The sequence below is a fragment of the Cupriavidus sp. MEYA8 genome (assembly GCF_059278825.1).
Genome location: NZ_CM181221.1, coordinates 2,415,219 through 2,437,329, shown reverse-complemented (window position 1 = coordinate 2,437,329; position 22,111 = coordinate 2,415,219). Strand labels below are relative to the sequence as shown.

At 65.1% G+C, this 22,111-nt stretch carries 25 protein-coding genes; 23 read left to right on the top strand and 2 right to left on the bottom strand.

What is annotated here, in order from left to right:
• Positions 1-183: 183 nt before the first annotated feature.
• From AC5WJ1_RS11310 to AC5WJ1_RS11295, 4 genes are read left to right on the top strand one after another with little or no spacing between them, the layout of a single operon-like run.
• A complete protein-coding gene (locus tag AC5WJ1_RS11310) occupies positions 184-1,185 on the top strand; it encodes an RluA family pseudouridine synthase (RefSeq protein WP_494476084.1) in 1,002 nt (333 codons plus the stop codon).
• Positions 1,186-1,215: 30 nt separating this feature from the next.
• On the top strand, positions 1,216-1,875 hold the full coding sequence (locus tag AC5WJ1_RS11305; RefSeq protein ID WP_494476083.1) for an HAD-IA family hydrolase: 660 nt from the start codon (positions 1,216-1,218) through the stop codon (positions 1,873-1,875).
• The gene (locus AC5WJ1_RS11300) at positions 1,868-2,266 is read left to right on the top strand and encodes a Rieske (2Fe-2S) protein (protein ID WP_135705567.1); all 399 of its coding nucleotides are present in this window, start codon (positions 1,868-1,870) and stop codon (positions 2,264-2,266) included. Before AC5WJ1_RS11305 ends, AC5WJ1_RS11300 begins: the two co-directional genes overlap by 8 nt.
• A gap of 54 nt (positions 2,267-2,320) precedes the next feature.
• On the top strand, positions 2,321-3,496 hold the full coding sequence (locus AC5WJ1_RS11295; RefSeq protein WP_133095524.1) for a S49 family peptidase: 1,176 nt from the start codon (positions 2,321-2,323) through the stop codon (positions 3,494-3,496).
• Between the two features lie 67 nt (positions 3,497-3,563).
• On the opposite strand, the gene AC5WJ1_RS11290 is transcribed toward AC5WJ1_RS11295, so the two are convergent.
• Both AC5WJ1_RS11290 and AC5WJ1_RS11285 read right to left on the bottom strand, forming a co-directional pair.
• Positions 3,564-4,295 (bottom strand): SAM-dependent methyltransferase, encoded by a 732-nt coding sequence (locus AC5WJ1_RS11290; protein ID WP_133095525.1) that lies wholly within the window; start codon positions 4,293-4,295, stop codon positions 3,564-3,566.
• 16 nt (positions 4,296-4,311) lie between these two features.
• Positions 4,312-4,911: a Maf-like protein gene (locus AC5WJ1_RS11285; protein ID WP_133095526.1), complete on the bottom strand. Its 600-nt coding sequence runs from the start codon at positions 4,909-4,911 to the stop codon at positions 4,312-4,314.
• Positions 4,912-5,106: 195 nt separating this feature from the next.
• Here AC5WJ1_RS11285 and AC5WJ1_RS11280 point away from each other — a divergent pair, with 195 nt between their 5' ends.
• From AC5WJ1_RS11280 to era, 19 genes are all read left to right on the top strand, one after another.
• Positions 5,107-5,697: a YceD family protein gene (locus AC5WJ1_RS11280; protein ID WP_434033540.1), complete on the top strand. Its 591-nt coding sequence runs from the start codon at positions 5,107-5,109 to the stop codon at positions 5,695-5,697.
• Positions 5,698-5,814: 117 nt separating this feature from the next.
• Complete coding sequence (gene rpmF, locus AC5WJ1_RS11275) at positions 5,815-5,994, top strand: 50S ribosomal protein L32 (protein ID WP_029046300.1); 180 nt, start codon at positions 5,815-5,817, stop codon at positions 5,992-5,994.
• A 163-nt stretch (positions 5,995-6,157) separates the two neighbouring features.
• Positions 6,158-7,237, top strand: coding sequence for a phosphate acyltransferase PlsX (gene plsX / locus AC5WJ1_RS11270; RefSeq protein ID WP_494476082.1), 1,080 nt, complete (start codon positions 6,158-6,160; stop codon positions 7,235-7,237).
• A gap of 52 nt (positions 7,238-7,289) precedes the next feature.
• Entirely contained in the window at positions 7,290-8,270 is a 981-nt protein-coding gene (locus AC5WJ1_RS11265) for a beta-ketoacyl-ACP synthase III (RefSeq protein ID WP_133095529.1), read from the top strand.
• A 78-nt stretch (positions 8,271-8,348) separates the two neighbouring features.
• Positions 8,349-9,278: an ACP S-malonyltransferase gene (gene fabD, locus AC5WJ1_RS11260; protein ID WP_133095530.1), complete on the top strand. Its 930-nt coding sequence runs from the start codon at positions 8,349-8,351 to the stop codon at positions 9,276-9,278.
• 61 nt (positions 9,279-9,339) lie between these two features.
• Positions 9,340-10,089: a 3-oxoacyl-ACP reductase FabG gene (gene fabG / locus AC5WJ1_RS11255; RefSeq protein ID WP_133095531.1), complete on the top strand. Its 750-nt coding sequence runs from the start codon at positions 9,340-9,342 to the stop codon at positions 10,087-10,089.
• 182 nt (positions 10,090-10,271) lie between these two features.
• Complete coding sequence (gene acpP / locus AC5WJ1_RS11250; RefSeq protein ID WP_008644813.1) at positions 10,272-10,511, top strand: acyl carrier protein; 240 nt, start codon at positions 10,272-10,274, stop codon at positions 10,509-10,511.
• A 190-nt stretch (positions 10,512-10,701) separates the two neighbouring features.
• Positions 10,702-11,934 carry a beta-ketoacyl-ACP synthase II gene (fabF, locus tag AC5WJ1_RS11245; protein WP_063238294.1) on the top strand — a complete coding sequence of 411 codons (1,233 nt, stop codon included), beginning with the start codon at positions 10,702-10,704 and terminating at the stop codon, positions 11,932-11,934.
• A gap of 52 nt (positions 11,935-11,986) precedes the next feature.
• On the top strand, positions 11,987-12,457 hold the full coding sequence (locus AC5WJ1_RS11240) for a hypothetical protein (RefSeq protein ID WP_240745886.1): 471 nt from the start codon (positions 11,987-11,989) through the stop codon (positions 12,455-12,457).
• Between the two features lie 111 nt (positions 12,458-12,568).
• Positions 12,569-13,168, top strand: coding sequence for an RNA polymerase sigma factor RpoE (rpoE, locus tag AC5WJ1_RS11235; protein WP_012353313.1), 600 nt, complete (start codon positions 12,569-12,571; stop codon positions 13,166-13,168).
• Positions 13,169-13,302: 134 nt separating this feature from the next.
• On the top strand, positions 13,303-13,926 hold the full coding sequence (locus AC5WJ1_RS11230) for a sigma-E factor negative regulatory protein (RefSeq protein WP_133095532.1): 624 nt from the start codon (positions 13,303-13,305) through the stop codon (positions 13,924-13,926).
• 8 nt (positions 13,927-13,934) lie between these two features.
• The gene (locus AC5WJ1_RS11225; RefSeq protein WP_133095533.1) at positions 13,935-15,014 is read left to right on the top strand and encodes a MucB/RseB C-terminal domain-containing protein; all 1,080 of its coding nucleotides are present in this window, start codon (positions 13,935-13,937) and stop codon (positions 15,012-15,014) included.
• 130 nt (positions 15,015-15,144) lie between these two features.
• The gene (locus AC5WJ1_RS11220; RefSeq protein WP_133095534.1) at positions 15,145-16,635 is read left to right on the top strand and encodes a DegQ family serine endoprotease; all 1,491 of its coding nucleotides are present in this window, start codon (positions 15,145-15,147) and stop codon (positions 16,633-16,635) included.
• Between the two features lie 19 nt (positions 16,636-16,654).
• On the top strand, positions 16,655-16,939 hold the full coding sequence (locus AC5WJ1_RS11215) for a glutaredoxin family protein (RefSeq protein ID WP_494476081.1): 285 nt from the start codon (positions 16,655-16,657) through the stop codon (positions 16,937-16,939).
• Positions 16,940-17,149: 210 nt separating this feature from the next.
• Complete coding sequence (lepA, locus tag AC5WJ1_RS11210) at positions 17,150-18,943, top strand: translation elongation factor 4 (protein WP_133095536.1); 1,794 nt, start codon at positions 17,150-17,152, stop codon at positions 18,941-18,943.
• Between the two features lie 89 nt (positions 18,944-19,032).
• Complete coding sequence (gene lepB, locus AC5WJ1_RS11205) at positions 19,033-19,932, top strand: signal peptidase I (protein WP_029046313.1); 900 nt, start codon at positions 19,033-19,035, stop codon at positions 19,930-19,932.
• A gap of 50 nt (positions 19,933-19,982) precedes the next feature.
• Positions 19,983-20,396, top strand: a complete 414-nt coding sequence (locus tag AC5WJ1_RS11200; protein WP_494476080.1) for a DUF4845 domain-containing protein — start codon at positions 19,983-19,985, stop codon at positions 20,394-20,396.
• A gap of 1 nt (position 20,397) precedes the next feature.
• Positions 20,398-21,168: a ribonuclease III gene (rnc, locus tag AC5WJ1_RS11195; protein WP_133095538.1), complete on the top strand. Its 771-nt coding sequence runs from the start codon at positions 20,398-20,400 to the stop codon at positions 21,166-21,168.
• Positions 21,165-22,100, top strand: coding sequence for a GTPase Era (era, locus tag AC5WJ1_RS11190; protein WP_133095539.1), 936 nt, complete (start codon positions 21,165-21,167; stop codon positions 22,098-22,100). The genes rnc and era overlap by 4 nt, the downstream gene beginning before the upstream one ends.
• Positions 22,101-22,111 lie beyond the last annotated feature (11 nt).

The following is a 22,111-nucleotide window of genomic DNA, read 5'->3' as shown; positions in this document are numbered from 1 at the left end:
ATTTGGCCGTCTGGCGCCCGCGCGGATCACGCAATGAAGCGGCGCAGGGCGGAAGACGTGCCGGGCTGGCGGCGACCCCAAGTGTAGAATGCGGTCAATCCAAGATTAATCACGGGATTGATCGCTTACACAGGTCTTGCGCTGCCGGCCCCCGGCCGGAACAGCGAGGAAATTATATTGAAAATGAATGAGTTACGCCATCAAATTGAAAAGCCTGCCGATGTAGCGCCGGCAAGCCCGCAGGTGGCGTATGTCACGATTGACGAAGGCTCCGAAGGCCAGCGCATCGACAACTTCCTGTTGAAGGTGGCCAAGGGCGTACCCAAGAGCCATATCTACCGGGTATTGCGGTCGGGCGAAGTGCGCGTCAACAAGGGCCGTGTCGATGCCACTTATCGTCTGCAGTCGGGGGACGTGGTGCGGATCCCGCCGATGCGTGTGGCGACTCCGTCGCAATCCGGGGCGCAGCCGGTGCCGGCCAGCGAGTTTCCCGTGCTGTTCGAGGACGCGCAGCTGCTGGTGGTGAACAAGCCCGCCGGCGTGGCGGTCCATGGCGGCTCGGGTGTTGCCTTCGGCGTTATCGAGCAGCTGCGCCAGGCCCGGCCGCAGGCCAAGTTCCTCGAGCTGGTGCACCGGCTCGACCGGGAGACCTCCGGCATCCTGGTGCTGGCCAAGAAGCGCTCGGCGCTGGTCCACCTGCATGAGCAGATCCGCGGCAACAGCATGGACAAGCGGTATTTCGCCTGCGTGGCCGGGGAATTCCCGAACAACCGCCAGCACGTGAAGCTGCCTCTATATAAGTACACCACGCCCGACGGCGAGCGACGCGTGCGGGTACAGGCCGACGGGCTGGCGTCGCACACGGTATTCAACCGGATCGAGGCGTTTCCCGGCTTTACCTTGCTGGAAGCCGAGCTGAAGACCGGCCGGACGCACCAGATCCGCGTCCACCTGGCCCATTCGGGATTCCCGATCGTCGGCGACGAGAAGTACGGCGATTTCCCCCTGAACAAGTCACTGGCGCGTTCCGCCGCCAATCCCGGCATCAGGCGCATGTTCCTGCACGCCCACCGGCTGGTGTTCGTCCACCCGGCAACGGGGCAGACGCTGGCCGTCGAGGCGCCGCTGCCGGACGAATGCGTCGGATTCCTGCAACAATTGCGACAGCTGCGCGCCCCGGAGTAGGGCCGCGCAATCAATGCCACAAGGACAACCATGGCCAGGCAACAATTTGACCTGATCGTTTTCGACTGGGACGGGACGCTGATGGACTCGACCCCGACCATCGCCAAGTGCATCCAGCTTGCTAGCCGTGACCTGGGCCTGCCCGTGCCGGACGACAGCGCGGCCAGCCATGTGATCGGGCTGGGGCTGAAGGATGCATTGTCGTATGCCGTGCCGACGCTGGACCCGGTCGACTACCCGCGCCTGGCGGAACGCTACCGCTACCACTTCCTGACCCGCGACGCCGACCTGGTGCTGTTCGACGGCGTGCGCGAGATGTTGGAAGCGCTGCGCGCCGAGCACTATTTCCTCGGCGTCGCCACGGGCAAGACCCGCGTCGGCCTGCAGCGCGCGCTCGCCGCCAGCGGCCTGACGCAGCTTTTCGACGCCACCCGCTGTGCCGACGAAACCTTTTCCAAGCCGCATCCGGCCATGCTGCAAGAGCTGACGCGTGAGCTGGGACAGGACATGGAGCGCACCGTCATGGTGGGCGACACCACCCATGACCTGCAGATGGCGGTCAATGCCGGCGCTGCGGGCATTGGGGTGTGTTATGGCGCACATCCGGGCGACTCGCTGCGGGCGATGGCGCCGGTGCATTGCGCCACGTCGATCGCCGAGCTGACCGACTGGCTGCTGACCCATGCCTGAGAGCGCGGCCGGCCAGGGGGCGGTGCGGCTGTGCGCCGCGGCAGACCTGGAAGAGGGCGGCCTGGGGGTGCGCTTCCCGGTGGTGCTGGACAGCCGCGAAATCGGCGCCTTCGTGGTGCGCTTCGACGGTGCCGCGCATGGCTACCTGAACCAGTGCGCGCACGTGCCGATGGAACTCGACTGGCAGGAGGGGCGGTTCTTCGATAGCTCGGGCCTATACTTGATGTGCGCCACACATGGCGCGGTTTATGCGCCGGACAGCGGCGAGTGCGTCGGCGGTCCCTGCCGCGGCGCGGCGCTGGCCAAGCTGCGCATCGAAGAGCGCGATGGCCAGGTTTACTGGTTTCCCGAGGGTCCGTACCGGGCCGCCGCGCAAGCGGACGGCGCCTAATGGCGGGCGGCCTGGCCGCCCGTTCTGTTTCCAAGCCTTCCACGAGCGAGTTGCATGACAGAAGAGCAGAAGCCGCCTATTGGTCAACCGGGAGCATCGGGCGAATCGCCTGAGCCCGGGCAGGACGATGCGAACCGGCCCGAGTCCGAACGCCTGGTCACCGCGAAGCAGGCCGACTATCCGCTGGAAAGCGAACTGCGCGCCGGCGACGATGCGGCGCGGCGAGAGCAGCGCCAACGCAAGGCCCGCATGGCTGGGGATGCCGGAGCGGCCGGGAGCGGTCCGGTGGGCGCGGCCGGCTGGGAGCGCGATGTCCTGGAAAAGGTGCTGACGGCATCGCTGCGCGAGCAGCGCGCCGCACGCCGCTGGCGCATCTTCTTCCGCTTCGTCGGACTGGGCCTGTTGGCGCTGATCTTCATCGCGCTGTTCGATTTCAAGGGCGACGGCATCAACACGTCCGGCCGCCATACCGCGATGGTCACGCTGGAGGGCGAGATCGCGGCCGGTACGCCGGCCGGCGCCGAGTCGATCAATGCCTCGCTGCAGGCGGCATTCGCCGACACCAATGCCGCCGGCGTGATCCTCAAGATCAACTCCCCAGGCGGCTCGCCGGTGCAGGCCGGCATCATCAACGATGAGATCCACCGGCTGCGCGGACTCTATCCATCCAAGCCGTTCTATGTCGTGGTCGAGGAAATCTGTGCCTCGGGTGGCTATTACGTGGCTGCGGCGGCCGACAAGATCTATGTCGACAAGGCCAGCATCGTGGGCTCGATCGGCGTGCTGATGGATGGTTTCGGCTTTACCGGCCTGATGGACAAGCTGGGCGTAGAGCGCCGGCTGTACACCGCGGGCGCCAACAAGGGCATGCTCGACCCGTTCTCGCCGCAGATGCCCAGGCAGAAGGCCTACGCCGAGACCATGCTCAAGGAAATCCACGAGCAGTTCATCGACGTGGTGAAGGAGGGCCGGGGCGACCGGCTCAAGGATGACCCGGAGCTGTTCTCCGGCCTGTTCTGGTCGGGCGAGCGCAGCATCGAACTAGGCCTGGCCGACGCGCTGGGGACCGCCGATTCGGTCGCGCGCGACGTGCTCAAGGCCGAGGATATCGTCGACTATACGGTCAAGGAAAACATCGCCGAGCGCGTGGCCAAGCGCTTTGGCGCCGCGGTCGGCACCGCGGCGATGAAGACCATGCTGTGGAGCACGCGCCCGCAGGGCATGCACTGAGGCGGCGCGAGTCGCCAGATGAAAGAAAGGGGCGCCGTTGCGCCCCTTTCTGCATTTTCCGGCGTCTTCAGGCCGCCAGCAGCGAGAAGATCGCAGGCCGCTTGTGCAACGCAAGCCGGTCTGCCTTCCACGCCGACAGCGGCAGCGTGACGATGGTTTCGGTCGGCAGCGTCAGGTCAACCGCCACCGACAGCAGCGTGGTGCCGGCGCAATGCTCGCGCATGGCTTCGAGCAGCGCCGCGTTGCGGTACGGCGTTTCGATGAACACCTGCGTCTGGCTGGCCTTGCGCGAACGCTGTTCCAGCTCGCGCAGCCGCTGCGCGCGTTCGCCGGCATCGACCGGCAGGTAGCCGTTGAAGGCAAAGCTCTGGCCGTTCAGGCCCGAGCCCATCACCGCCAGCAGGATCGAGCTGGGCCCGACCAGCGGCCGCACCCGGATGCCGCGCGCATGCGCCAGCCGCACCAGCTCGGCGCCAGGATCGGCCACCGCCGGCACGCCGGCCTCGGACAGCAGGCCACCGTCGCGGCCGGCCTGGATCGGCGCGAGCAGCTCGGCCAACGCGTCGGCGCGGGTGTTGACGTTCAGCTCGCGGATCTCGATCTGCTGGATCGGGCGTGCCAGCGGGGTGCTTTCGCCCAGCTTCTTCAGGAAGGCGCGGGCGGTCTTGGCGTTTTCGGCGACCAGGTAGTCGAGCCCGGCTGCGATCTGCTGCACGCCGGCGGGAATGACTTCGACCAGCGGATCGGCTTCGTCGCGCTTGCCGAGAGTATTGGGGATCAGGAAAAGATTGCCGCTCATGGTTGGCTCCGGTGCGTCATGCCGCGAGCAGCGGGTAGCCCGCCTGGCGCAGCATGCCGGTCAGCGCGATCAGCGGCAGGCCGACCAGCGCCGTGGGATCGTCGGACTCGACGCGCGCGAGCAGCGTGATGCCCAGCCCCTCGGACTTGGCGCTGCCCGCCACGTCGTAGGGACGTTCCAGTTGCAGGTAGGCTTCGATCTCCGCGTCGCTGAGGTCGCGCATGGTCACGCGCGTCTGTACGTCGGCCAGTTGGGCGGTGCCGGTGCGCCCGTCCAGCAGGCACAGCGCCGAATGGAAGATGGCGGTGCGTCCGCGCATGCGGCGCAGCTGCGCGACGGCCTTATCGTGCACTCCGGGCTTGCCCATCTGCGCCCCGTCCAGCGTCAGCACCTGGTCCGAGCCGATCACCAGCGCACCCGGATGGCGCGCCGCGATGGCCTCGGCCTTGCGCTGCGACAGGCGCAGGGCGGTAGCCTCCGGCGCTTCGCCGCCGAGCGGGGTCTCGTCGATGTCCGGGATGGCCACTTCAAAGGGGATGCGCAGCCGCTCGAGCAGCTCGCGGCGGTAGGGCGAGCCGGAGCCAAGGATCAGCCTGGGGCGGGGGTCTTGATGCATAAGTGATTGAAGCGTAACAGGAATAAGGCAAGGTTTGCGTGGCAAGACCTTTGACCTCCACAAGGTTTACGTCGTATAATCGCGCGTTTTGCCGCATCCGCACTTGGGCGCTGTGCCGCCAATGTGTGCGGCCGCTGTCAGCGCAGGCGTGGGATGTGGCGAGCCAGTCATTGCAATACGACGGGAGCCACGCACATGACCCAGCCAATTGACCTGCGCGCGCTCGATCTCTTCGCGTTCTGCCGCAAGAGCGAAAGCCTGAGCGGCGACGTGGCGGTGCGGGATTTGCCGCGCATCTTAGCCGAGACTGCCGCGCAAGCGCCAGCCGCGGCCCCCGAAGAGACGTTTGCCTATACGGCCACCGGCTTCGTTCGCGAAGAGGCGGCCGAGCCGGGCGCCCCGGTGGTGCGGCGGCTGTTTCTCGATGTGACCGTCAAAGGCCGGATGTGGCTGGATTGCCAGCGCTGCCTGACGCCTTATGCCGAGCCGGTCGATACGGCTACGCGCTTCGAGGTGGTGGAGAGCGAAGAGGCGGCCGATGCCGCGCCGATGGACGACGACGATGTCGACGTGATCGCCGGCTCCAAGCGTTTTTCGCTGCTGGAACTGATTGAAGATGAAGTGCTGCTGGCGCTGCCGGTGGCCCCCAAGCATGACGCCTGCCCGTCGGTGCACGAAAGCCTCGTGACCGGCACGGACGGCGAGGCCCAGCCCGAAGCTGAGCCAGAGGAAGAAAAGCGGCCGTCGCCCTTTGCGGCGCTGGCCGGCCTGAAGAACAAGCACTGAGGCCAACCGGGCCGAGGGCGTGTTCCGCAGGTGGTAGTTGAAGCATCCGGCCGGGCCCCGGCTACGCCTTGGGCGGGATGCGTGTGTTAATATTGAAAAATTCTCGAAGGAGTCATCATGGCTGTTCAACAGAACAAGAAGTCGCCGTCCAAGCGCGGCATGCATCGTTCGCACGACCACCTGACGGTCGCCCCGCTGGCCGTCGAGCCGACCACCGGCGAAACCCACCTGCGTCACCACGTCAGCCCGAACGGCTACTACCGTGGCCGCAAGGTCATCAAGACCAAGAACGACTGATAGCTTCGTGGCGTGACATTGCGTCTCGCTCGCGCATGCCTGTAAGTCGGACACAAGACGGTCAGACACAAAAAAGCGGCAAGATCGTTGCCGCTTTTTTGTTGGGCGCTCGGGACAACCGCCGGGCGTGGTGTGCGCTGCCGCGCTATCCGTACCAGGAACAATGACGATCAAAATCGCTATCGACTGCATGGGCGGCGACCACGGCGTGTCCGTGACCGTGCCCGCGGCGATCAGTTTTCTATCCCGCTACGACGATGCCGAAATGGTGCTGGTGGGCCTGCCGGACGCCATCCGGGCGCAGCTGAAAAAGCTGCATGCGCTGGATCATCCGCGTGTGAGCATCGTCGAGGCCACCGAAGTCATCACCATGGATGACCCGGTCGAGGTGGCGCTGCGCAAGAAGAAGGATTCTTCGATGCGCGTGGCCGTCACCCAGGTCAAGGAAGGCCACGCCGGTGCCTGCATCTCCGCCGGCAATACCGGCGCGCTGATGGCGGTGTCGCGCTATGTGCTGAAAACGCTCGAGGGCATCGAGCGGCCGGCCATTGCCACCACCATCCCGAACCAGGAAGGCTGGGGCACCACTGTGCTGGACCTCGGCGCCAACGCGGACTGCGAGCCCGAACACCTGCTGCAGTTCGCCCGCATGGCCGAGGCCATGGTCGCCGTGGTGGACCACAAGGACCGCCCGACCGTCGGCCTGCTGAACATTGGCGAGGAAGTCATCAAGGGCAACGAGGTGGTGAAGCGCGCCGGCGAACTGCTGCGTGCTTCCGAGCTCAATTTCTACGGCAACGTGGAAGGCAACGACATCTTCAAGGGAACGACGGATATCGTCGTTTGCGACGGCTTTGTCGGCAATGTGGCGCTCAAGAGCACCGAGGGCCTCGCCAAGATGATCGGCGGCATGATCAAGGAAGAATTCACCCGCTCGTGGTTCACCAAGCTGCTCGCGGCGGTGGCCATGCCGGTGCTGTCGCGGCTCGCCAAGCGGCTTGACCCGGCGCGCTACAATGGTGCGTCGCTGCTGGGCCTGCGCGGCCTGGTGATCAAGAGCCACGGTTCGGCCGATGCCCATTCTTTTGAGTGGGCAATCAAACGCGGGTATGATGCCGCCAAGAATGGCGTGATTCCCCGTATCGCACGGGCTTTCGCCGATAAGTCCAGCGCCGCTGGCGTGGCGCTGGCCGCCCCGGAGACAGACGCGCCCAGCGCGCATCCCAGTACCCACGCCGCTTGAGCGCCTTGCGCACCAGCCGGCGGGAACTGCGGTCCATACGATCCGACACTACATGACCAAGTACGCAAAAATCATCGGTACCGGGAGCTACTTGCCCCCGCGGCGCGTGACCAACCATGATCTGGCGGCGCAGCTTGCCGAAAAGGGCATCGAGACCAGCGACGAGTGGATCGTCTCGCGCAGCGGCATCTCGGCGCGCCACTGGGCCGAGCCCGACGTGACCAGCAGCGACCTGGCGGTCAAGGCCGCCGAGCGGGCCATCGAGGCCGCCGGCATCGACCGGCAGAGCATCGACCTGATCATCGTCGCCACGTCTACGCCGGACTTCGTCTTCCCCAGCGCCGCCTGCATGGTGCAGGAGAAGCTGGGCATCACTAACCACTGCGCGGCATTCGACCTGCAGGCGGTGTGCTCGGGCTTTGTCTATGCGCTGGCCACGGCCGACAAGTTCATCCGCAGCGGCTCGCACCGCAACGTGCTGGTGATCGGTACTGAAGTGTTCTCGCGCATTCTGGATTTCAACGACCGTACCACCTGCGTGCTGTTCGGCGACGGCGCCGGCGCAGTGGTGCTGACCGCTTCTGAAGAGCCTGGCATCCTGTCGAGCGCCATGCACGCGGACGGCAGCCACGTCGACATCCTGTGCGTGCCCGGCAATGTCTCGGGCGGCAATATCACCGGCAACGCCTTCCTGCAGATGGATGGCCAGGCTGTGTTCAAGCTTGCCGTGAACGTGCTCGACAAGGTCGCGCGCGAAGCCATGGAACTGGCGGCCATGCAGCCTGAGCAAATCGACTGGCTGATTCCGCACCAGGCCAATATCCGCATCATGCAGGGCACGGCCAAGAAGCTGGGCCTGCCCGCCGAGCGCATGGTCGCCACCGTGCACGAGCACGGCAATACTTCGGCCGCGTCGATCCCGCTGGCGCTCGACGTCGCCGTGCGCGACGGCCGCATCCGCCCGGGCCAGACCGTGCTGATGGAAGGCGTCGGCGGCGGCTTCACCTGGGGCGCGGTGCTGCTGCGCATGTAATTCGCAGCCGGTGCCCGGTGCGCGCCAATGCCGCGCGCCGCCGCGCCGGCTTCCCGTTCCATAAAGGGTTCCAATCCGATGAAATTCGCTTTCGTATTTCCCGGCCAGGGTTCACAGTCGGTCGGCATGCTCAATGCCTTTGCGGATAACGCCGTCGTGCGCGCCACCGTGGAAGAAGCCTCGGCCGCGCTGGGCCAGGATCTCGGCCGCCTGATCGCCGATGGCCCCGCTGAAGAACTGAACCTGACCACCAATACTCAGCCGGTGATGCTGACCGCCGCCGTGGCGGTCTACCGCGCGTGGCTGGACGCCGGCGGCCCGGCTCCGGCCCTGGTGGCCGGCCACAGCCTGGGCGAGTACTCGGCGCTGGTGGCCGCGGGCGTGATCCCGTTTGCCGACGCGGTGCCGCTGGTGCGTTTCCGCGCGCAGGCCATGCAGGAAGCCGTGCCGGTGGGCGAGGGCGGCATGGCCGCAATCCTGGGCCTGTCCGATGACGACGTCCGCGCCGCGTGCGCCGAAGCGGCTGCCGCCGGCGTGGTCGAAGCCGTCAACTTCAACGCCCCGTCGCAGGTCGTGATCGCCGGCCACAAGGGCGCGGTCGAGAAGGCATGCGAGATCGCCAAGGCCAAGGGCGCCAAGCGCGCGCTGCCGCTGCCGGTGTCGGCGCCGTTCCATTCGTCGCTACTCAAGCCCGCTTCGGACCGCCTGCGCGAGCGGATGGCCGGGCTGGCGTTCGCGTCGCCGTCGATCCCGCTGGTGAACAACGTTGACGTTGCGATCGTCAATGATCCGGAAGCGATCAAGGACGCGCTGGTGCGCCAGGCCGCGGCGCCGGTGCGCTGGGTCGAGTGCGTGCAGAAGATGGCTGCCGAGGGCGTCACCCATGTGATCGAATGCGGCCCGGGCAAGGTGCTGGCCGGCATGACCAAGCGCATCGACGGCAACCTGACCGGCGGCGCGATCTTCGATCCGGCCTCGCTGCAGGACACGCTGGCCCTGCTGAAGTAAGCGCAGCGAAGTCAGCCCAGGTAGTCAGTCCAGGACAAAAGAGCACGAAAGGACATTCTGCATGACCAAACTTCTCGATAACCAGGTTGCGCTGGTCACCGGCGCCTCGCGCGGCATCGGCCGCGCCATCGCGCTGGAACTTGCCCGCCAGGGCGCCACCGTGATCGGCACCGCCACCAGCGAGTCCGGCGCCGCCGGCATCACCGAATACCTCGGCGCCGAAGGCCTGAAGGGCAAGGGCGCGGTGCTGAACGTCAATGACGCGGCCGCTTGCGATGCCCTGATCGACGAGATCGTGAAGACCCACGGCGGCATCGGCGTGCTGGTCAACAATGCCGGTATCACGCAGGACCAGCTGGCGATGCGGATGAAGGACGAGGACTGGGTCGCGGTCATCCAGACCAACCTGACCTCGGTTTTCCGCCTGTCGCGCGCGGTGCTGCGCCCGATGATGAAGGCGCGCCAGGGCCGTATCATCAATATCACTTCGGTGGTCGGCTCGGTCGGCAACCCCGGCCAGATGAACTACTCGGCCGCCAAGGCCGGCGTGGCCGGCATGACCCGCTCGCTGGCCGCCGAGATCGGCAGCCGCAACGTGACCGTCAACTGCGTCGCGCCGGGTTTCATTGATACCGACATGACCAAGGCGCTGTCCGAAGAGCAGCATGCTTCGCTCAAGCAGCAGATTCCGCTGGGCCGCCTGGGGCAGCCCGAGGATATCGCCAACGCGGTGGCCTTCCTGGCCGGTCCGCAAGCCGCCTACATCACCGGCACCACGCTGCATGTGAATGGCGGGATGTACATGAATTAATCGGCTTTTTGGGTGGCGCTTTTCCGGTGAGAAGCCGGAAGAAGCTGCCTGAAGCCGTAGTGAAGTCGTAGTTTTCCGAACCAAACGGGCGCGATTCTTGCAAAGCTTGGCAGGCGGCATTTCTGTCGTCCCAAACCTGCTAAAATGCGCCCACTTTTTGTCGAACTTCCCTGGAGGGTTACATGGACAATATCGAACAACGCGTCAAGAAAATCGTGGCAGAACAGCTTGGCGTGGCCGAGGCAGACATCAAGAACGAATCCTCGTTCGTGAACGACCTCGGTGCGGACTCGCTGGACACGGTTGAACTCGTGATGGCGTTGGAAGATGAATTCGGCATGGAAATTCCCGATGAGGAAGCCGAAAAGATCACGACCGTGCAACAGGCTATCGACTACGCCACCGCGCACGTCAAGGCCTGAGCCCGTCGTATCTGAATTCCGAGCCACAGAAGGCAGGTGGGCGGGCCGTCGCGGCCTTGCCTTGCTGTTTTCTGTGGCTTTCGTCTGTTCGAAGACGCAGAATGGAATGCGCCTGTACGCCGCGCCCGTGGCCCGGCGGCAGGCTGATCCGTCGTTCCGTTGCCTCTTCACGCACCCGTAGGAAAACATAGTGAGCCGTCGTCGCGTCGTCGTCACTGGGCTTGGCCTTGTGTCTCCGGTCGGAAACACGGTTGCCGAAGGCTGGGCCAACCTGGTAGCCGGCAAGTCCGGCATCGCCACCATCACCAAATTCGATCACTCCGCGCTTTCCGTGCATTTCGCCGGTGAAGTGAAGGGCTTCAATGCCGAGGATTACATCCCGGCCAAGGAAGCCCGCAATATGGATACCTTTATCCATTACGGCATCGCCGCGGGTACGCAGGCCCTGAAGGACAGCGGCCTGGAAGTGACCGAAGCCAACGCCGAGCGTATCGGCGTACTGGTCGGCTCGGGCATCGGCGGCCTGCCGATGATCGAAGAGACCAAGGCGGTGCTGACCGAGCGCGGTCCGCGCCGCATTTCGCCGTTCTTCGTGCCGGGCTCGATCATCAACATGATCGCCGGCCACCTGTCGATCATCCACGGCATCAAGGGCCCGAACCTGGCTGCCGTGACCGCGTGCACGACCGGCCTGCACAGCATCGGCCTGGCCGCGCGCCTGATCCAGGCCGGCGACGCCGACGCCATGCTGGCAGGCGGCGCCGAGTCGACGGTGTCGCCGCTGGGTATCGGCGGCTTCGCCGCGGCCCGCGCGCTGTCGACCCGCAACGACGATCCGGCCGCAGCCTCGCGCCCGTGGGACAAGGACCGCGACGGCTTCGTGCTGGGCGAGGGCGCCGGCGTGATGATGCTGGAAGAGTACGAGTCGGCCAAGGCGCGCGGCGCGCGCATCTATGCCGAGCTGATCGGCTTCGGCATGAGCGGCGATGCGTTCCACATGACCGCGCCGAACATGGACGGCCCGCGCCGCTGCATGGTCAACGCGCTGAAGGACGCAGGCATCAACGCGGACCAGGTGCATTACCTGAACGCGCATGGCACCTCGACGCCGCTCGGCGACAAGAACGAATCCGATGCCATCAAGGCAGCGTTCGGCGACCAGGCCTACAAGATGGTGGTGAACTCGACCAAGTCGATGACCGGCCACCTGCTGGGCGGCGCCGGCGGCCTGGAATCGGTCTTCACCGTGCTGGCCGTGCACAACCAGGTGTCGCCGCCGACGATCAACATCGACAACCAGGATCCGGAATGCGACCTGGACTACGTGGCCAACACGGCGCGCGAGATGAAGATCGACGTTGCGGTGAAGAACAACTTCGGTTTCGGCGGTACCAACGGCACGCTTGTCTTCCGCCGCGTCTGATCCGTGGTTGAGGCGGGCCCTTCGCGGGCTGCGCCAGGACAGGGTCCACCCGTTGCGGTGGGCCCTGTTCGTGTTCTGCGCCGGTGAAGCGGCTGCGGTGGGGCTGCTCGTGTCCGCGCTGGCCGACACCGTTGCCGCCAGCCCGGCCGGCATGCTGTGGTGGCATGGCGCGCTGGCTCCGCTGCCCTTCGCCACCGGCGTGGTGATTGTGCGCAGCTGGCGCCGATGGACGTGTGCCTTGCGCTGGCGCTGCACGGCGCTGCTGCCGGCACCCGACGGCAGAGGGCCGCTGCGAGTCCGTATTGAAGCATCCGCCAGCCGCCACGAAGTAGTGGTGAGCGGATTCTGGCAGGCGGGCGGCGTCGCTGTCTTGCGCCTGGCCTCCCGCGCGCCTGGCTTGCCGGGTGCCGTCTTCCTCCCCTGGCAAGCCGCGTCGCCGGAACTCTCGCGGCGGTTGCAGCGCGCTGCCAGAGTTGCACTCCAGGTGCAACCCGATGCGGCCACGAGGGAACGAAATTGTTAATTCACGGTCACAGGATGCGCGTTGCTCGACGGGGCGGGCGGAGAATCGTAGGTAAAATACAACGTTTGTCGTGACGACCAAACCAAGAGATACACTGCAGGTGAGCCATACGTGAGCGAACGCGAAGCCGATCAGCTCCTAGTTGAACGCGTCCAGCAGGGCGACAAGCGGGCCTTTGAACTTCTGGTGACCAAATACCATCGGAAGATCATTCGCCTGATCTCGCGCCTGGTGAGGGACCCCGCCGAAGTCGAGGATGTGGCGCAGGATGCCTTTATCAAGGCATATCGCGCCTTGCCCCAGTTTCGCGGGGAGTCCGCCTTCTACACGTGGCTGTACCGGATCGCCGTCAATACGGCCAAGAACTACCTGGCTACCCAGGGCCGCCGCCCGGAAGCGTCGAGCGACATCGATGCGGAAGAGGCTGAAACTTTTGCGGACGGTGAGCAACTAAGGGATATCAATACGCCGGAGTCGATGCTCCATACGCGCCAGGTTGCCGAGACGGTGAACCGCGCGATGGAAGCACTGCCGGAGGAATTGCGGACCGCCATTACGCTGCGCGAGATCGAGGGCCTCAGCTATGAGGAAATCGCGGAGGCGATGGGATGTCCGATCGGCACGGTGCGCTCGCGGATCTTCCGTGCGCGCGAGGCGATTGCCGAAAGATTGCGTCCGCTGCTGGGAACGGCAGAGGGCAAGCGGTGGTAGTGGTTCCGGTGGTGGTGGTAGTTCGGTAGCAAAGAACGATGTCGTGCGGCCAGCGTTGCAGCCTATTCCTGCATCGATAAGCGACAGCAGTAGACGGGATTATCGGTGTTCAATGGAATGTCTTGGGGTGGGAAATGGGTCAGGCTCATAAGCAGTCGGTTCATGTAGTGGAAGCAGCGGAGCAGATCTCCGTTCTGATGGATGGCGAACTCGCGCCGCACGAAGTCGATGCCGTGCTTGATCTCGCGAAAGGCGATGCCGGCATGGTGGACTGGAGCACATACCAGTTGATCGGCGATGCGCTACGCTCGGAAGACCTGACGCATGCTGGCTCCACCGCCGATTTCCTCTCTCGCTTCTCCGCGCGCCTGGAGGCCGAGCCGCATGTGCTGGTGCCGGCCGTGGCGCAAGCCAGCGCCCGCCACCGCCTGCTGTTCAGGCCGTCGTGGGTGCGCCGCGCCTTGCCGGGTACCGCGATCGCGGCCGCCGTCGCAGCGGTCAGCTGGGTGGTGGTGCCGCAGATGCGCGGACCCACCGGCCTGGCCACGCCCCAAGCCGTGGTGGCGCGCGCGGAACCGTCCGCAGCCGCGCCGGCCGCCGGCATCGTCACCGTGGCCGAAACCCAGATGATTCGCGACCCGCGACTCGACGAATACCTGCGTGCCCATCGCACGTCGGTGGCAACGGATGCATTCGTGCCGACCATGCGCACGGTTGCCAACGGCGCCAGCTTCTCTCAGGAAAATACGCAGGAATAATGCCGGACATGCATAAAGGACGGTCGTCCGCCTATGTAGCGGGCGCACAGAGAATTGGGGCCCTGCGTAGGTCCCTTTTTCTGGCCTTGTGTCTGACTGCTGCAGCGGCAACCGCGCAGCCGTCGGACAGTACGCTGAACCGACGCGACGCCACCGCCTGGCTCAACAAGATCCACAAAGCCGCGCAACGCGAGAACTATGTCGGCACGCTGATCTACCAGCGCGGCAGCGTCATGCATGCGTCGCGCATCCAGCATTACAGCGACCTGGTCAACAACGAGTACGAGCGCCTGGAAACGCTGGACGGCAAGCCGCGCGAGGTGCTGCGCCAGAATGACGTGGTGCACAGCCTGATTCCGGAAGCCAAGCTCGTGGTGGTGGAGAAGCAGGAAGCCAAGGACCGCTTCCCGGCGCTGCTTGCCACCAACAAGAACGATGTGCTCGAGCTCTACGACATGCGCAGGATGCCCGCGGAGCGGGTGGCCGGCATGGATTGCGAGGTGTTCGCGCTGGAGCCGCACGATGCCGCGCGCTATGCGGTGCGCCTGTGGGCCGAAAAGAATTCCGGCTTGCTGATGCGTGCGCAGACCGTTGGCGATGGCGGCAAGGTGCTGGAGCAGGTGGCGTTCTCGCAAGTCCAGATCGGGGTGCCGTCTGAAAAGCAGCGCATCCTTGCTGCCATCAAGAGTGCCAGCAACTGGAACCACTACGAGGTGAATTACCAGCCGACCAACATTGCAGACGAAGGCTGGACGATCGCCGTGCCGCTGAAGGGTTTCCAGAAAATCCGCGAGGTGCGGCGGCCGCTGGGCGAGCTGCGGGCCTCGGCGCCCGGCAACAGCCGCGGCCAGGTCTTCGAAGTCCTGCAGGTGGTCTACAGTGACGGGCTGACCGGCCTGTCGGTGTTCATCGAGCCGGTTTCCGAGCAGCGCGTGCGCCGCGAAGGCGTGGCCGCGCTCGGCGCAACCCAGGTCGTGGTGCGCCGCATTGCCGATTACTGGATTACCGTCGTCGGCGAAGTGCCGGCGAGCACCGTACGCCAGTTTGCGACGGCCGTAGAGTACCGGCAGCCCAAGGCGGTACACTGAGCCTGACGCGGGTGCAGCCGGCGCCTCGGAATGCCCATTCCGGGTGCCGGCCCATGAATCCTGCGCATGGGGTCCCAGCCACGGGATCGTATCGGTTTTTTCTTCTTTCGCTGAATCCCGGGAGTTGTCGATGACTTTCAGATCTCCAGCCCTGGCGCGTGCCGTGGTCATGGCTGCCATGTTGGTGCTCGGCCCGACCGTGGCCGAAGTCAGCCACGCCCAGGCTGCCGCCAACAGCTACAACCTGCCTGATTTCACCGACCTGGTGGAAAAGGCCAGCCCCGCGGTGGTCAATATCCGCACCACCGAGCGCGTGCGCCAACGCGGCGGCGCCCCCGGTGACGATGAAATGGCCGAGTTCTTCCGGCGCTTCTTTGGCGTGCCCATGCCGGGCGCGCCGGCCCCGGGCACGCCGCCTCGCCGCGGGCAGCCGCAGCCGCCGCAGCAGGAAGAGCAGAGCCGCGGCGTAGGCTCGGGCTTCATCATCAGCGCCGATGGTTATGTGATGACCAACGCGCATGTGGTGGCGGACGCCGAGACCATTTACGTGACGCTGCCGGACAAGCGCGAGTTCAAGGCCAAGCTGATCGGCTCGGACAAGCGTACCGACGTGGCGCTGCTGAAGGTCGATGCCAACAACCTGCCGCGCCTGCCGCTGGGCGACTCGGAGAAAGTCCGCGCCGGCGAGTGGGTGCTGGCCATCGGCTCGCCGTTCGGGCTGGATAACAGCGTGACTGCCGGCATCGTTTCGGCCAAGGGGCGCGATACCGGCGACTATGTGCCGTTTATCCAGACCGACGTGGCGGTCAACCCCGGCAACTCGGGCGGCCCGCTGATTAACCTGCGCGGCGAAGTGATCGGCATCAACTCGCAGATCTACAGCCGCAGCGGCGGCTACATGGGCATTTCCTTCGCGATCCCGATCGACGAGGCGATGCGCGTGTCGGAGCAGCTCAAGACCGCCGGCCGCGTGACCCGCGGCCGGATCGCGGTGGCGATCGGCGACGTCACCAAGGAAGTGGCCGATTCGCTGGGACTGGGCCGTGCGCGCGGCGCACTGGTCGGCAGCGTCGAGCCGGGCGGCCCCGCCGAGAAGGCCGGCATCGAGGCCGGCGACATCATCCTGAAGTTCAACGGCCGCGATATCGAGCGCGCTTCGGACCTGCCGCGCATGGTCGGCGATACCAAGCCGGGCGCGCGCGTGCCGCTGCAGTTGTGGCGCAAGGGCGCGACCCGGGAGGTCACCATCACTGTCGCCGAGCTGGAGCCGGACGGCAAGGCGCGCGCCAGCCGCAGCGCGGCGCCCAAGGAAGACAGCGCACAGACCAGCAAGCCGAACGCGCTGGGGCTGGTGGTCACCGACCTGCCCGACACGCGCCTGAAGGAGCTCAAGCTCAAGTCGGGCGTCGAGGTAGAGCTGGCCGACGGTCCTGCGCTGCGCGCCGGCATTCGTCCGGGCGACATCATCCTGCGCCTGGGCGACACCGACGTGACCAACGCGCGTCAGTTCAACGAGCTGGTGCGCGGGCTGGACAAGAGCCGGATCGCTGCGGTGTTCGTGCGGCGCGGCGACGCCACCCAGGTGTTGACGCTGCGCCCGGGTGCCACCGCCAACCGCTGATCGGCTACCCGTCGATGGCATGCCCGTTCTGACGATCTACGGCCGGGCATACTGCCATCTGTGCGACGACATGAAGGTCGCGCTGGAGTCGCTCCGGCGCGATTTTTCTTTCGTGCTGCATGAGGTGGATGTCGACAGCGACGCCGGCCTGGAAGACCGCTTCGGCGAACTGGTCCCGGTCTTGATGCCAGGGCCACCGGAGGCGCTCGACAGCGGTGCCGCGCAGCTTTGTCACTATTTCCTCGATGATGGCGCGGTGCTGGTGTGGCTTGCGGCACACGGCGGCGCCCGCGCCAGCCGCTGACTGCGCCTGGCACGCTTACAGCGTGGCCATTTCGCGACCCGGAAGCCTTTGAAAATCCGGTAAAATTGCGGATTGGCGCAAAAATTGCGCCCCTGACCTTTGCGGCACGCCCGCGCACGCCTGCCGGCGCGCGGCGCCGGGCCATTTTCGAACTGCGACGAACCGTTGTTGCCGCCCGGGCCCTATTGCCGGCGCTCCCCTGAACACTAGATGGACCATATCCGTAATTTCTCGATCATTGCCCACATCGACCATGGGAAGTCCACCCTGGCCGACCGGATCATTCAGCTCTGTGGAGGGCTGTCGGATCGGGAGATGGAAGCGCAGGTCCTCGACTCGATGGATATCGAGAAAGAGCGCGGCATCACCATCAAGGCGCAGACCGCCGCGCTGTCTTACAAGGCGCGCGACGGCAAGGTCTACAACCTGAACCTGATTGATACCCCGGGGCACGTCGACTTCAGCTATGAAGTCAGCCGCTCGCTGTCCGCCTGCGAAGGCGCGCTGCTGGTGGTCGACGCCTCGCAGGGCGTCGAGGCGCAGACCGTGGCCAACTGCTACACCGCGATCGAGCTGGGCGTGGAAGTGGTGCCCGTGCTGAACAAGATCGACCTGCCGCAGGCCGACCCCGAGAACGCGATCCAGGAGATCGAGGACGTCATCGGCATCGACGCGCAGGATGCCACGCCGTGCTCGGCCAAGACAGGCCAGGGCGTGCAGGACGTGATCGAAGCCCTGATCGCCAAGGTGCCGCCGCCCAAGGGCGATGCTGACGCACCGCTGCAGGCGCTGATCATCGATTCCTGGTTCGACAACTATGTCGGCGTGGTAATGCTGGTGCGCGTGGTCAACGGCACGCTGCGCACCAAGGACAAGGTCCTGCTGATGGCCACCGGCGCGCAGCACCTGGTCGAGCAGGTGGGCGTGTTCACGCCCAAGTCGATCCAGCGCGATTCGCTGACTGCAGGCCAGGTGGGCTTTGTCATCGCCGGCATCAAGGAACTGAAGGCCGCCAAGGTGGGCGACACCATCACCACGGTGCAGCGCAAGGCCGAGGCGCCGCTGCCGGGTTTCAAGGAAGTCAAGCCGCAGGTGTTTGCCGGCCTGTATCCGGTTGAAGCCAACCAGTATGAAGCGCTGCGCGAATCCCTGGAAAAGCTCCGGCTGAATGACGCCTCGCTGATGTTCGAGCCGGAAGTGTCGCAGGCGCTGGGCTTCGGCTTCCGCTGCGGCTTCCTGGGCCTGCTGCACATGGAAATCGTGCAGGAACGCCTGGAGCGCGAGTTCGACATGGACCTGATCACGACCGCGCCGACGGTGGTGTACCAGGTCGAGATGCGCGACGGCACCATGATCACGGTTGAAAATCCGGCGAAGATGCCGGACCCGAGCAAGATCGAGGCGATCCTGGAACCGATCGTCACGGTCAACCTGTACATGCCGCAGGAATATGTCGGCTCGGTGATCACGCTGTGCACGCAGAAGCGCGGCACGCAGATCAACATGAGCTACCACGGCAAGCAGGTGCAGCTGACCTACGAAATCCCGATGGCGGAAATCGTGATGGACTTTTTCGACCGCCTGAAGTCGGTTTCGCGCGGCTATGCGTCGATGGACTACGAGTTCAAGGAATATCGCCCGTCGGATGTGGTCAAGGTCGATATCCTGATCAACAGCGACAAGGTCGATGCGCTGTCGGTGATCGTGCACCGCTCCAACTCGCAATACCGCGGCCGCGAAGTAGCAGCCAAGATGCGCGAGATCATTCCGCGCCAGATGTACGACGTGGCGATCCAGGCGGCGATCGGCTCGAATATCATCGCGCGCGAGAACGTAAAGGCGCTGCGCAAGAACGTGCTGGCCAAGTGCTACGGCGGCGATATCAGCCGCAAGAAGAAGCTGCTGGAAAAGCAGAAGGCCGGCAAGAAGCGCATGAAGCAGGTGGGTACGGTCGAGATCCCGCAGGAGGCCTTCCTGGCCATCCTGCAGGTGGACGACAAGTAAGGCACCGGCAGCACGATGCCACGCGCAGCGGTTCGCCGTGCGCGTAACAGAACAGGCTGTACCAGGATTTCCAAGAACCAGAAGCCGTCATGAATTTTGCACTGATCCTTTTTGTGCTGGTGGTGATTACGGGTGTTGCGTGGGTCGCGGACAAGCTCGTGTTCGAGCGGCAGCGCCGCGCCTCGGCGCGGCTGGCGCTGGCCGAATTCGATTCCCGCCAGGCGGCGCTGCAAGGCGGCTTTGGCGCGACCGATGCCGACGCCACGCGCAAGCGCCTGGCCGAAGAAAAGCTGCGCCAGCCGTGGTGGCTGGAATACTCGGCCAGCTTCTTCCCGGTGATCCTGGCGGTGTTCGTGCTGCGCTCGTTCGTGGTCGAGCCGTTCAAGATCCCGTCGGGCTCGATGATCCCGACGCTGCTGATCGGCGACTTCATCCTGGTCAACAAGTATGAATACGGCATCCGCCTGCCGGTGGTGAACAAGAAAATCATGGACATGCGCGAGCCCCAGCGCGGCGACGTGATGGTGTTCCGCTACCCGAAGGACCAGTCGCTCGATTACATCAAGCGCGTCATCGGCGTGCCGGGCGACACGGTGCAGTATTTCAACAAGCGGCTGACCATCAATGGCAAGCCGGCCGAATACACGGTGCTGCCGGATTTCCTGGACGAAGAGCGCCTGGCGTATTCCAAGCATTTCCGCGAAAAACTGCCCGGCAGCGTCGACCATGGCATCCTTAACGATGCCGACCGGCCGGCGTTCGTGGCGGGCGCCGACCCGGATTTCCCTTACCGGGAAAACTGCACTTACAATCAGCAGGGTGTGACGTGCAAGGTACCTGCAGGTCACTATTTCGTGATGGGCGACAACCGGGACAACAGCCTCGACTCCCGCTACTGGGGATTCGTGCCGGACGAGAATATCGTCGGCAAGGCTTTTGTCATCTGGATGAACCTGGGCAATTTCGGACGCGTGGGCTCGTTTAAATAAGCCAATCCGCGCGGCGCAAGAACACTCAACACAACAGAGGGCAAGCGCAAATGGGTCAGACCGGGAAGGGTAAGGGGAAAGAACAAGGCCGGAAGTACGGGCAGGCCGGGCCACGGCGCCGCGGGCAGGGCGGTTTTTCCGTCTGGACGCTGCTGGTGGTCGTGGTCTTCGTGATTGGCGTGGCCTTGCCGGCCGTACGCTCGATCCCGAGCCTGGTGGAGTATTTTTCAGTCAAGCGCGCCGCCAGCTTCGCGAAGCAGCGCGCAGTCAACAAACGTGAAGTCGTCGAGTATTTCGACAAACAGGCAGCCATCGACCGGATTGCCGCAGTCAAGGGCGAAGACCTGCTGGTCCGCGAGGACGATAACGGCAACATCCGCTCGGTCGATTTTTCGTACCGGACCGAAGTGCCCGTCTACGGACCCCTGAGTCTTCTGATCACCTATTCGGGAACGCAGCACTGATATGAACCTCGACGCCTTGCAGCAACGACTCGGCTACCGATTCAGCAAGCCAGAATTGCTGCAGCAGGCGCTGACGCACCGCAGCCACAGCGCCCAGCACAACGAACGCCTCGAGTTTCTGGGCGATTCGGTGCTCAACTGCGCGGTGGCGGACATGCTCTATGGCATGTTCGGCAAGCTCGACGAAGGCGACCTGTCGCGCGTGCGGGCCAACCTGGTCAAGCAGCAGGCCCTGTATGAGATCGCCCAGATGCTGCAGCTGTCCGAGACGCTGCGCCTGGGCGAGGGCGAGTTGAAGAGCGGCGGTTTCCGCCGTCCGTCGATTCTCGCCGACGCGCTCGAAGCCATTGTTGGCGCGGTCTTCCTCGATACCGGCTTCGAGGCCGCGCGCGCGCTGATCCGCAAGCTCTATATCCCGATCCTGGAGCAGGTGGACCCGCGTACGCTCGGCAAGGACGCCAAGACCCTGCTGCAGGAATACCTGCAGGGCCACAAGATCGCGCTGCCGCAATATAACGTAATCGCCACCCACGGGGCCGCGCACAGCCAGCAGTTTGAAGTCGAGTGCACGGTGCCTAAACTGGAAGTCCGGGTGTTCGGCACCGGTGCCTCGCGGCGCGCCGCCGAGCAGGCCGCCGCCAAGCTGGCGCTGGACGAAGTCCAGAAGCTGGTACCGCAGCTGCTCAAGCGCAGCCGCGCCGAGCGCACCGGCAAGACCCGCAAGCAACCCCAGCCGCAGGACCCGCAGCTGTCTCTCAGGTTGAAGGAATGACCGAATCTAACCATCCGCAGCAAGACGCGGCGGATACCCCGGCCGCGGCGTTCCGCTGCGGCACCGTGGCCATCGTCGGCCGCCCCAACGTGGGCAAGTCCACGCTGATGAACGCGCTGGTCGGCCAGAAGATCAGCATCACCTCGCGCAAGGCGCAGACCACGCGGCACCGCATCGTCGGCATCCAGACCACGGATGACGCGCAGTATGTGTTCGTCGATACGCCCGGATTCCAGACCCGCCACGCCAGCGCGCTGAACCGTTCGCTGAACCGCGCGGTCACGTCGACGCTGTCGTCGGTGGACCTGATCCTGTTCGTGGTCGAGGCCGGCTATTACGGCGCCGACGACGAGAAGGTGCTGTCGCTGCTGCCGAAGAACACGCCGGTGCTGCTGGTGACCAACAAGCTCGACCGCATCGGCGAGAACCGCTCGGAAGTGATGATGCCCTTCCTGGAAAAGATGGGGCAGCTGTTCCCGTTCCGCGAAGTGGTGCCGATGTCGGCCAAGACCCGCGACCATATCGCGCGGCTGTTCGACATCATCCGGCCCTACCTGCCGGAAGGCGAGCCGATGTATGACGCCGATGCGATGACCGATCGCAGCGAGCGCTTCCTCGCCTCGGAAATCATCCGCGAGAAGGTGTTCCGCTGGACCGGCGACGAGCTGCCGTACACCAGCACCGTGGTCATCGACAAGTTCGAGACCGAGGGCCGGCTGCGCCGCGTCTTTGCCACGATCCTGGTCGAGCGCGACGCACACAAGGCCATGATCATCGGCAACAAGGGCAGCAAGCTCAAGCAGATCTCCACCGAGGCGCGCCTCGACATGGAGAAGTTGTTCGACGGCAAGGTCTACCTTGAAATGTGGATCAAGGTGAAGAGCGGCTGGGCCGACAACGAAGCCGGACTGCGGGCCTACGGCTACGAGTGAGCGCACTGCGA

Excerpts from the sequence above, each read along its gene's own strand:
- AC5WJ1_RS11290 (WP_133095525.1), bottom strand. The coding sequence starts at position 4,295 with ATGAGCGGCAATCTTTTCCTGATCCCCAATACTCTCGGCAAGCGCGAC.
- lepA (WP_133095536.1), top strand. The coding sequence starts at position 17,150 with ATGGACCATATCCGTAATTTCTCGATCATTGCCCACATCGACCATGGG.
- rpmF (WP_029046300.1), top strand. The coding sequence starts at position 5,815 with ATGGCTGTTCAACAGAACAAGAAGTCGCCGTCCAAGCGCGGCATGCAT.
- AC5WJ1_RS11230 (WP_133095532.1), top strand. The coding sequence starts at position 13,303 with ATGGGTCAGGCTCATAAGCAGTCGGTTCATGTAGTGGAAGCAGCGGAG.
- AC5WJ1_RS11305 (WP_494476083.1), top strand. The coding sequence starts at position 1,216 with ATGGCCAGGCAACAATTTGACCTGATCGTTTTCGACTGGGACGGGACG.
- AC5WJ1_RS11295 (WP_133095524.1), top strand. The coding sequence starts at position 2,321 with ATGACAGAAGAGCAGAAGCCGCCTATTGGTCAACCGGGAGCATCGGGC.
- fabD (WP_133095530.1), top strand. The coding sequence starts at position 8,349 with ATGAAATTCGCTTTCGTATTTCCCGGCCAGGGTTCACAGTCGGTCGGC.
- AC5WJ1_RS11265 (WP_133095529.1), top strand. The coding sequence starts at position 7,290 with ATGACCAAGTACGCAAAAATCATCGGTACCGGGAGCTACTTGCCCCCG.
- AC5WJ1_RS11280 (WP_434033540.1), top strand. The coding sequence starts at position 5,107 with ATGACCCAGCCAATTGACCTGCGCGCGCTCGATCTCTTCGCGTTCTGC.
- era (WP_133095539.1), top strand. The coding sequence starts at position 21,165 with ATGACCGAATCTAACCATCCGCAGCAAGACGCGGCGGATACCCCGGCC.
- acpP (WP_008644813.1), top strand. The coding sequence starts at position 10,272 with ATGGACAATATCGAACAACGCGTCAAGAAAATCGTGGCAGAACAGCTT.
- lepB (WP_029046313.1), top strand. The coding sequence starts at position 19,033 with ATGAATTTTGCACTGATCCTTTTTGTGCTGGTGGTGATTACGGGTGTT.
- AC5WJ1_RS11200 (WP_494476080.1), top strand. The coding sequence starts at position 19,983 with ATGGGTCAGACCGGGAAGGGTAAGGGGAAAGAACAAGGCCGGAAGTAC.
- AC5WJ1_RS11225 (WP_133095533.1), top strand. The coding sequence starts at position 13,935 with ATGCATAAAGGACGGTCGTCCGCCTATGTAGCGGGCGCACAGAGAATT.
- AC5WJ1_RS11220 (WP_133095534.1), top strand. The coding sequence starts at position 15,145 with ATGACTTTCAGATCTCCAGCCCTGGCGCGTGCCGTGGTCATGGCTGCC.
- AC5WJ1_RS11285 (WP_133095526.1), bottom strand. The coding sequence starts at position 4,911 with ATGCATCAAGACCCCCGCCCCAGGCTGATCCTTGGCTCCGGCTCGCCC.
- fabG (WP_133095531.1), top strand. The coding sequence starts at position 9,340 with ATGACCAAACTTCTCGATAACCAGGTTGCGCTGGTCACCGGCGCCTCG.
- rnc (WP_133095538.1), top strand. The coding sequence starts at position 20,398 with ATGAACCTCGACGCCTTGCAGCAACGACTCGGCTACCGATTCAGCAAG.
- AC5WJ1_RS11310 (WP_494476084.1), top strand. The coding sequence starts at position 184 with ATGAATGAGTTACGCCATCAAATTGAAAAGCCTGCCGATGTAGCGCCG.
- AC5WJ1_RS11215 (WP_494476081.1), top strand. The coding sequence starts at position 16,655 with ATGCCCGTTCTGACGATCTACGGCCGGGCATACTGCCATCTGTGCGAC.
- plsX (WP_494476082.1), top strand. The coding sequence starts at position 6,158 with ATGACGATCAAAATCGCTATCGACTGCATGGGCGGCGACCACGGCGTG.
- AC5WJ1_RS11300 (WP_135705567.1), top strand. The coding sequence starts at position 1,868 with ATGCCTGAGAGCGCGGCCGGCCAGGGGGCGGTGCGGCTGTGCGCCGCG.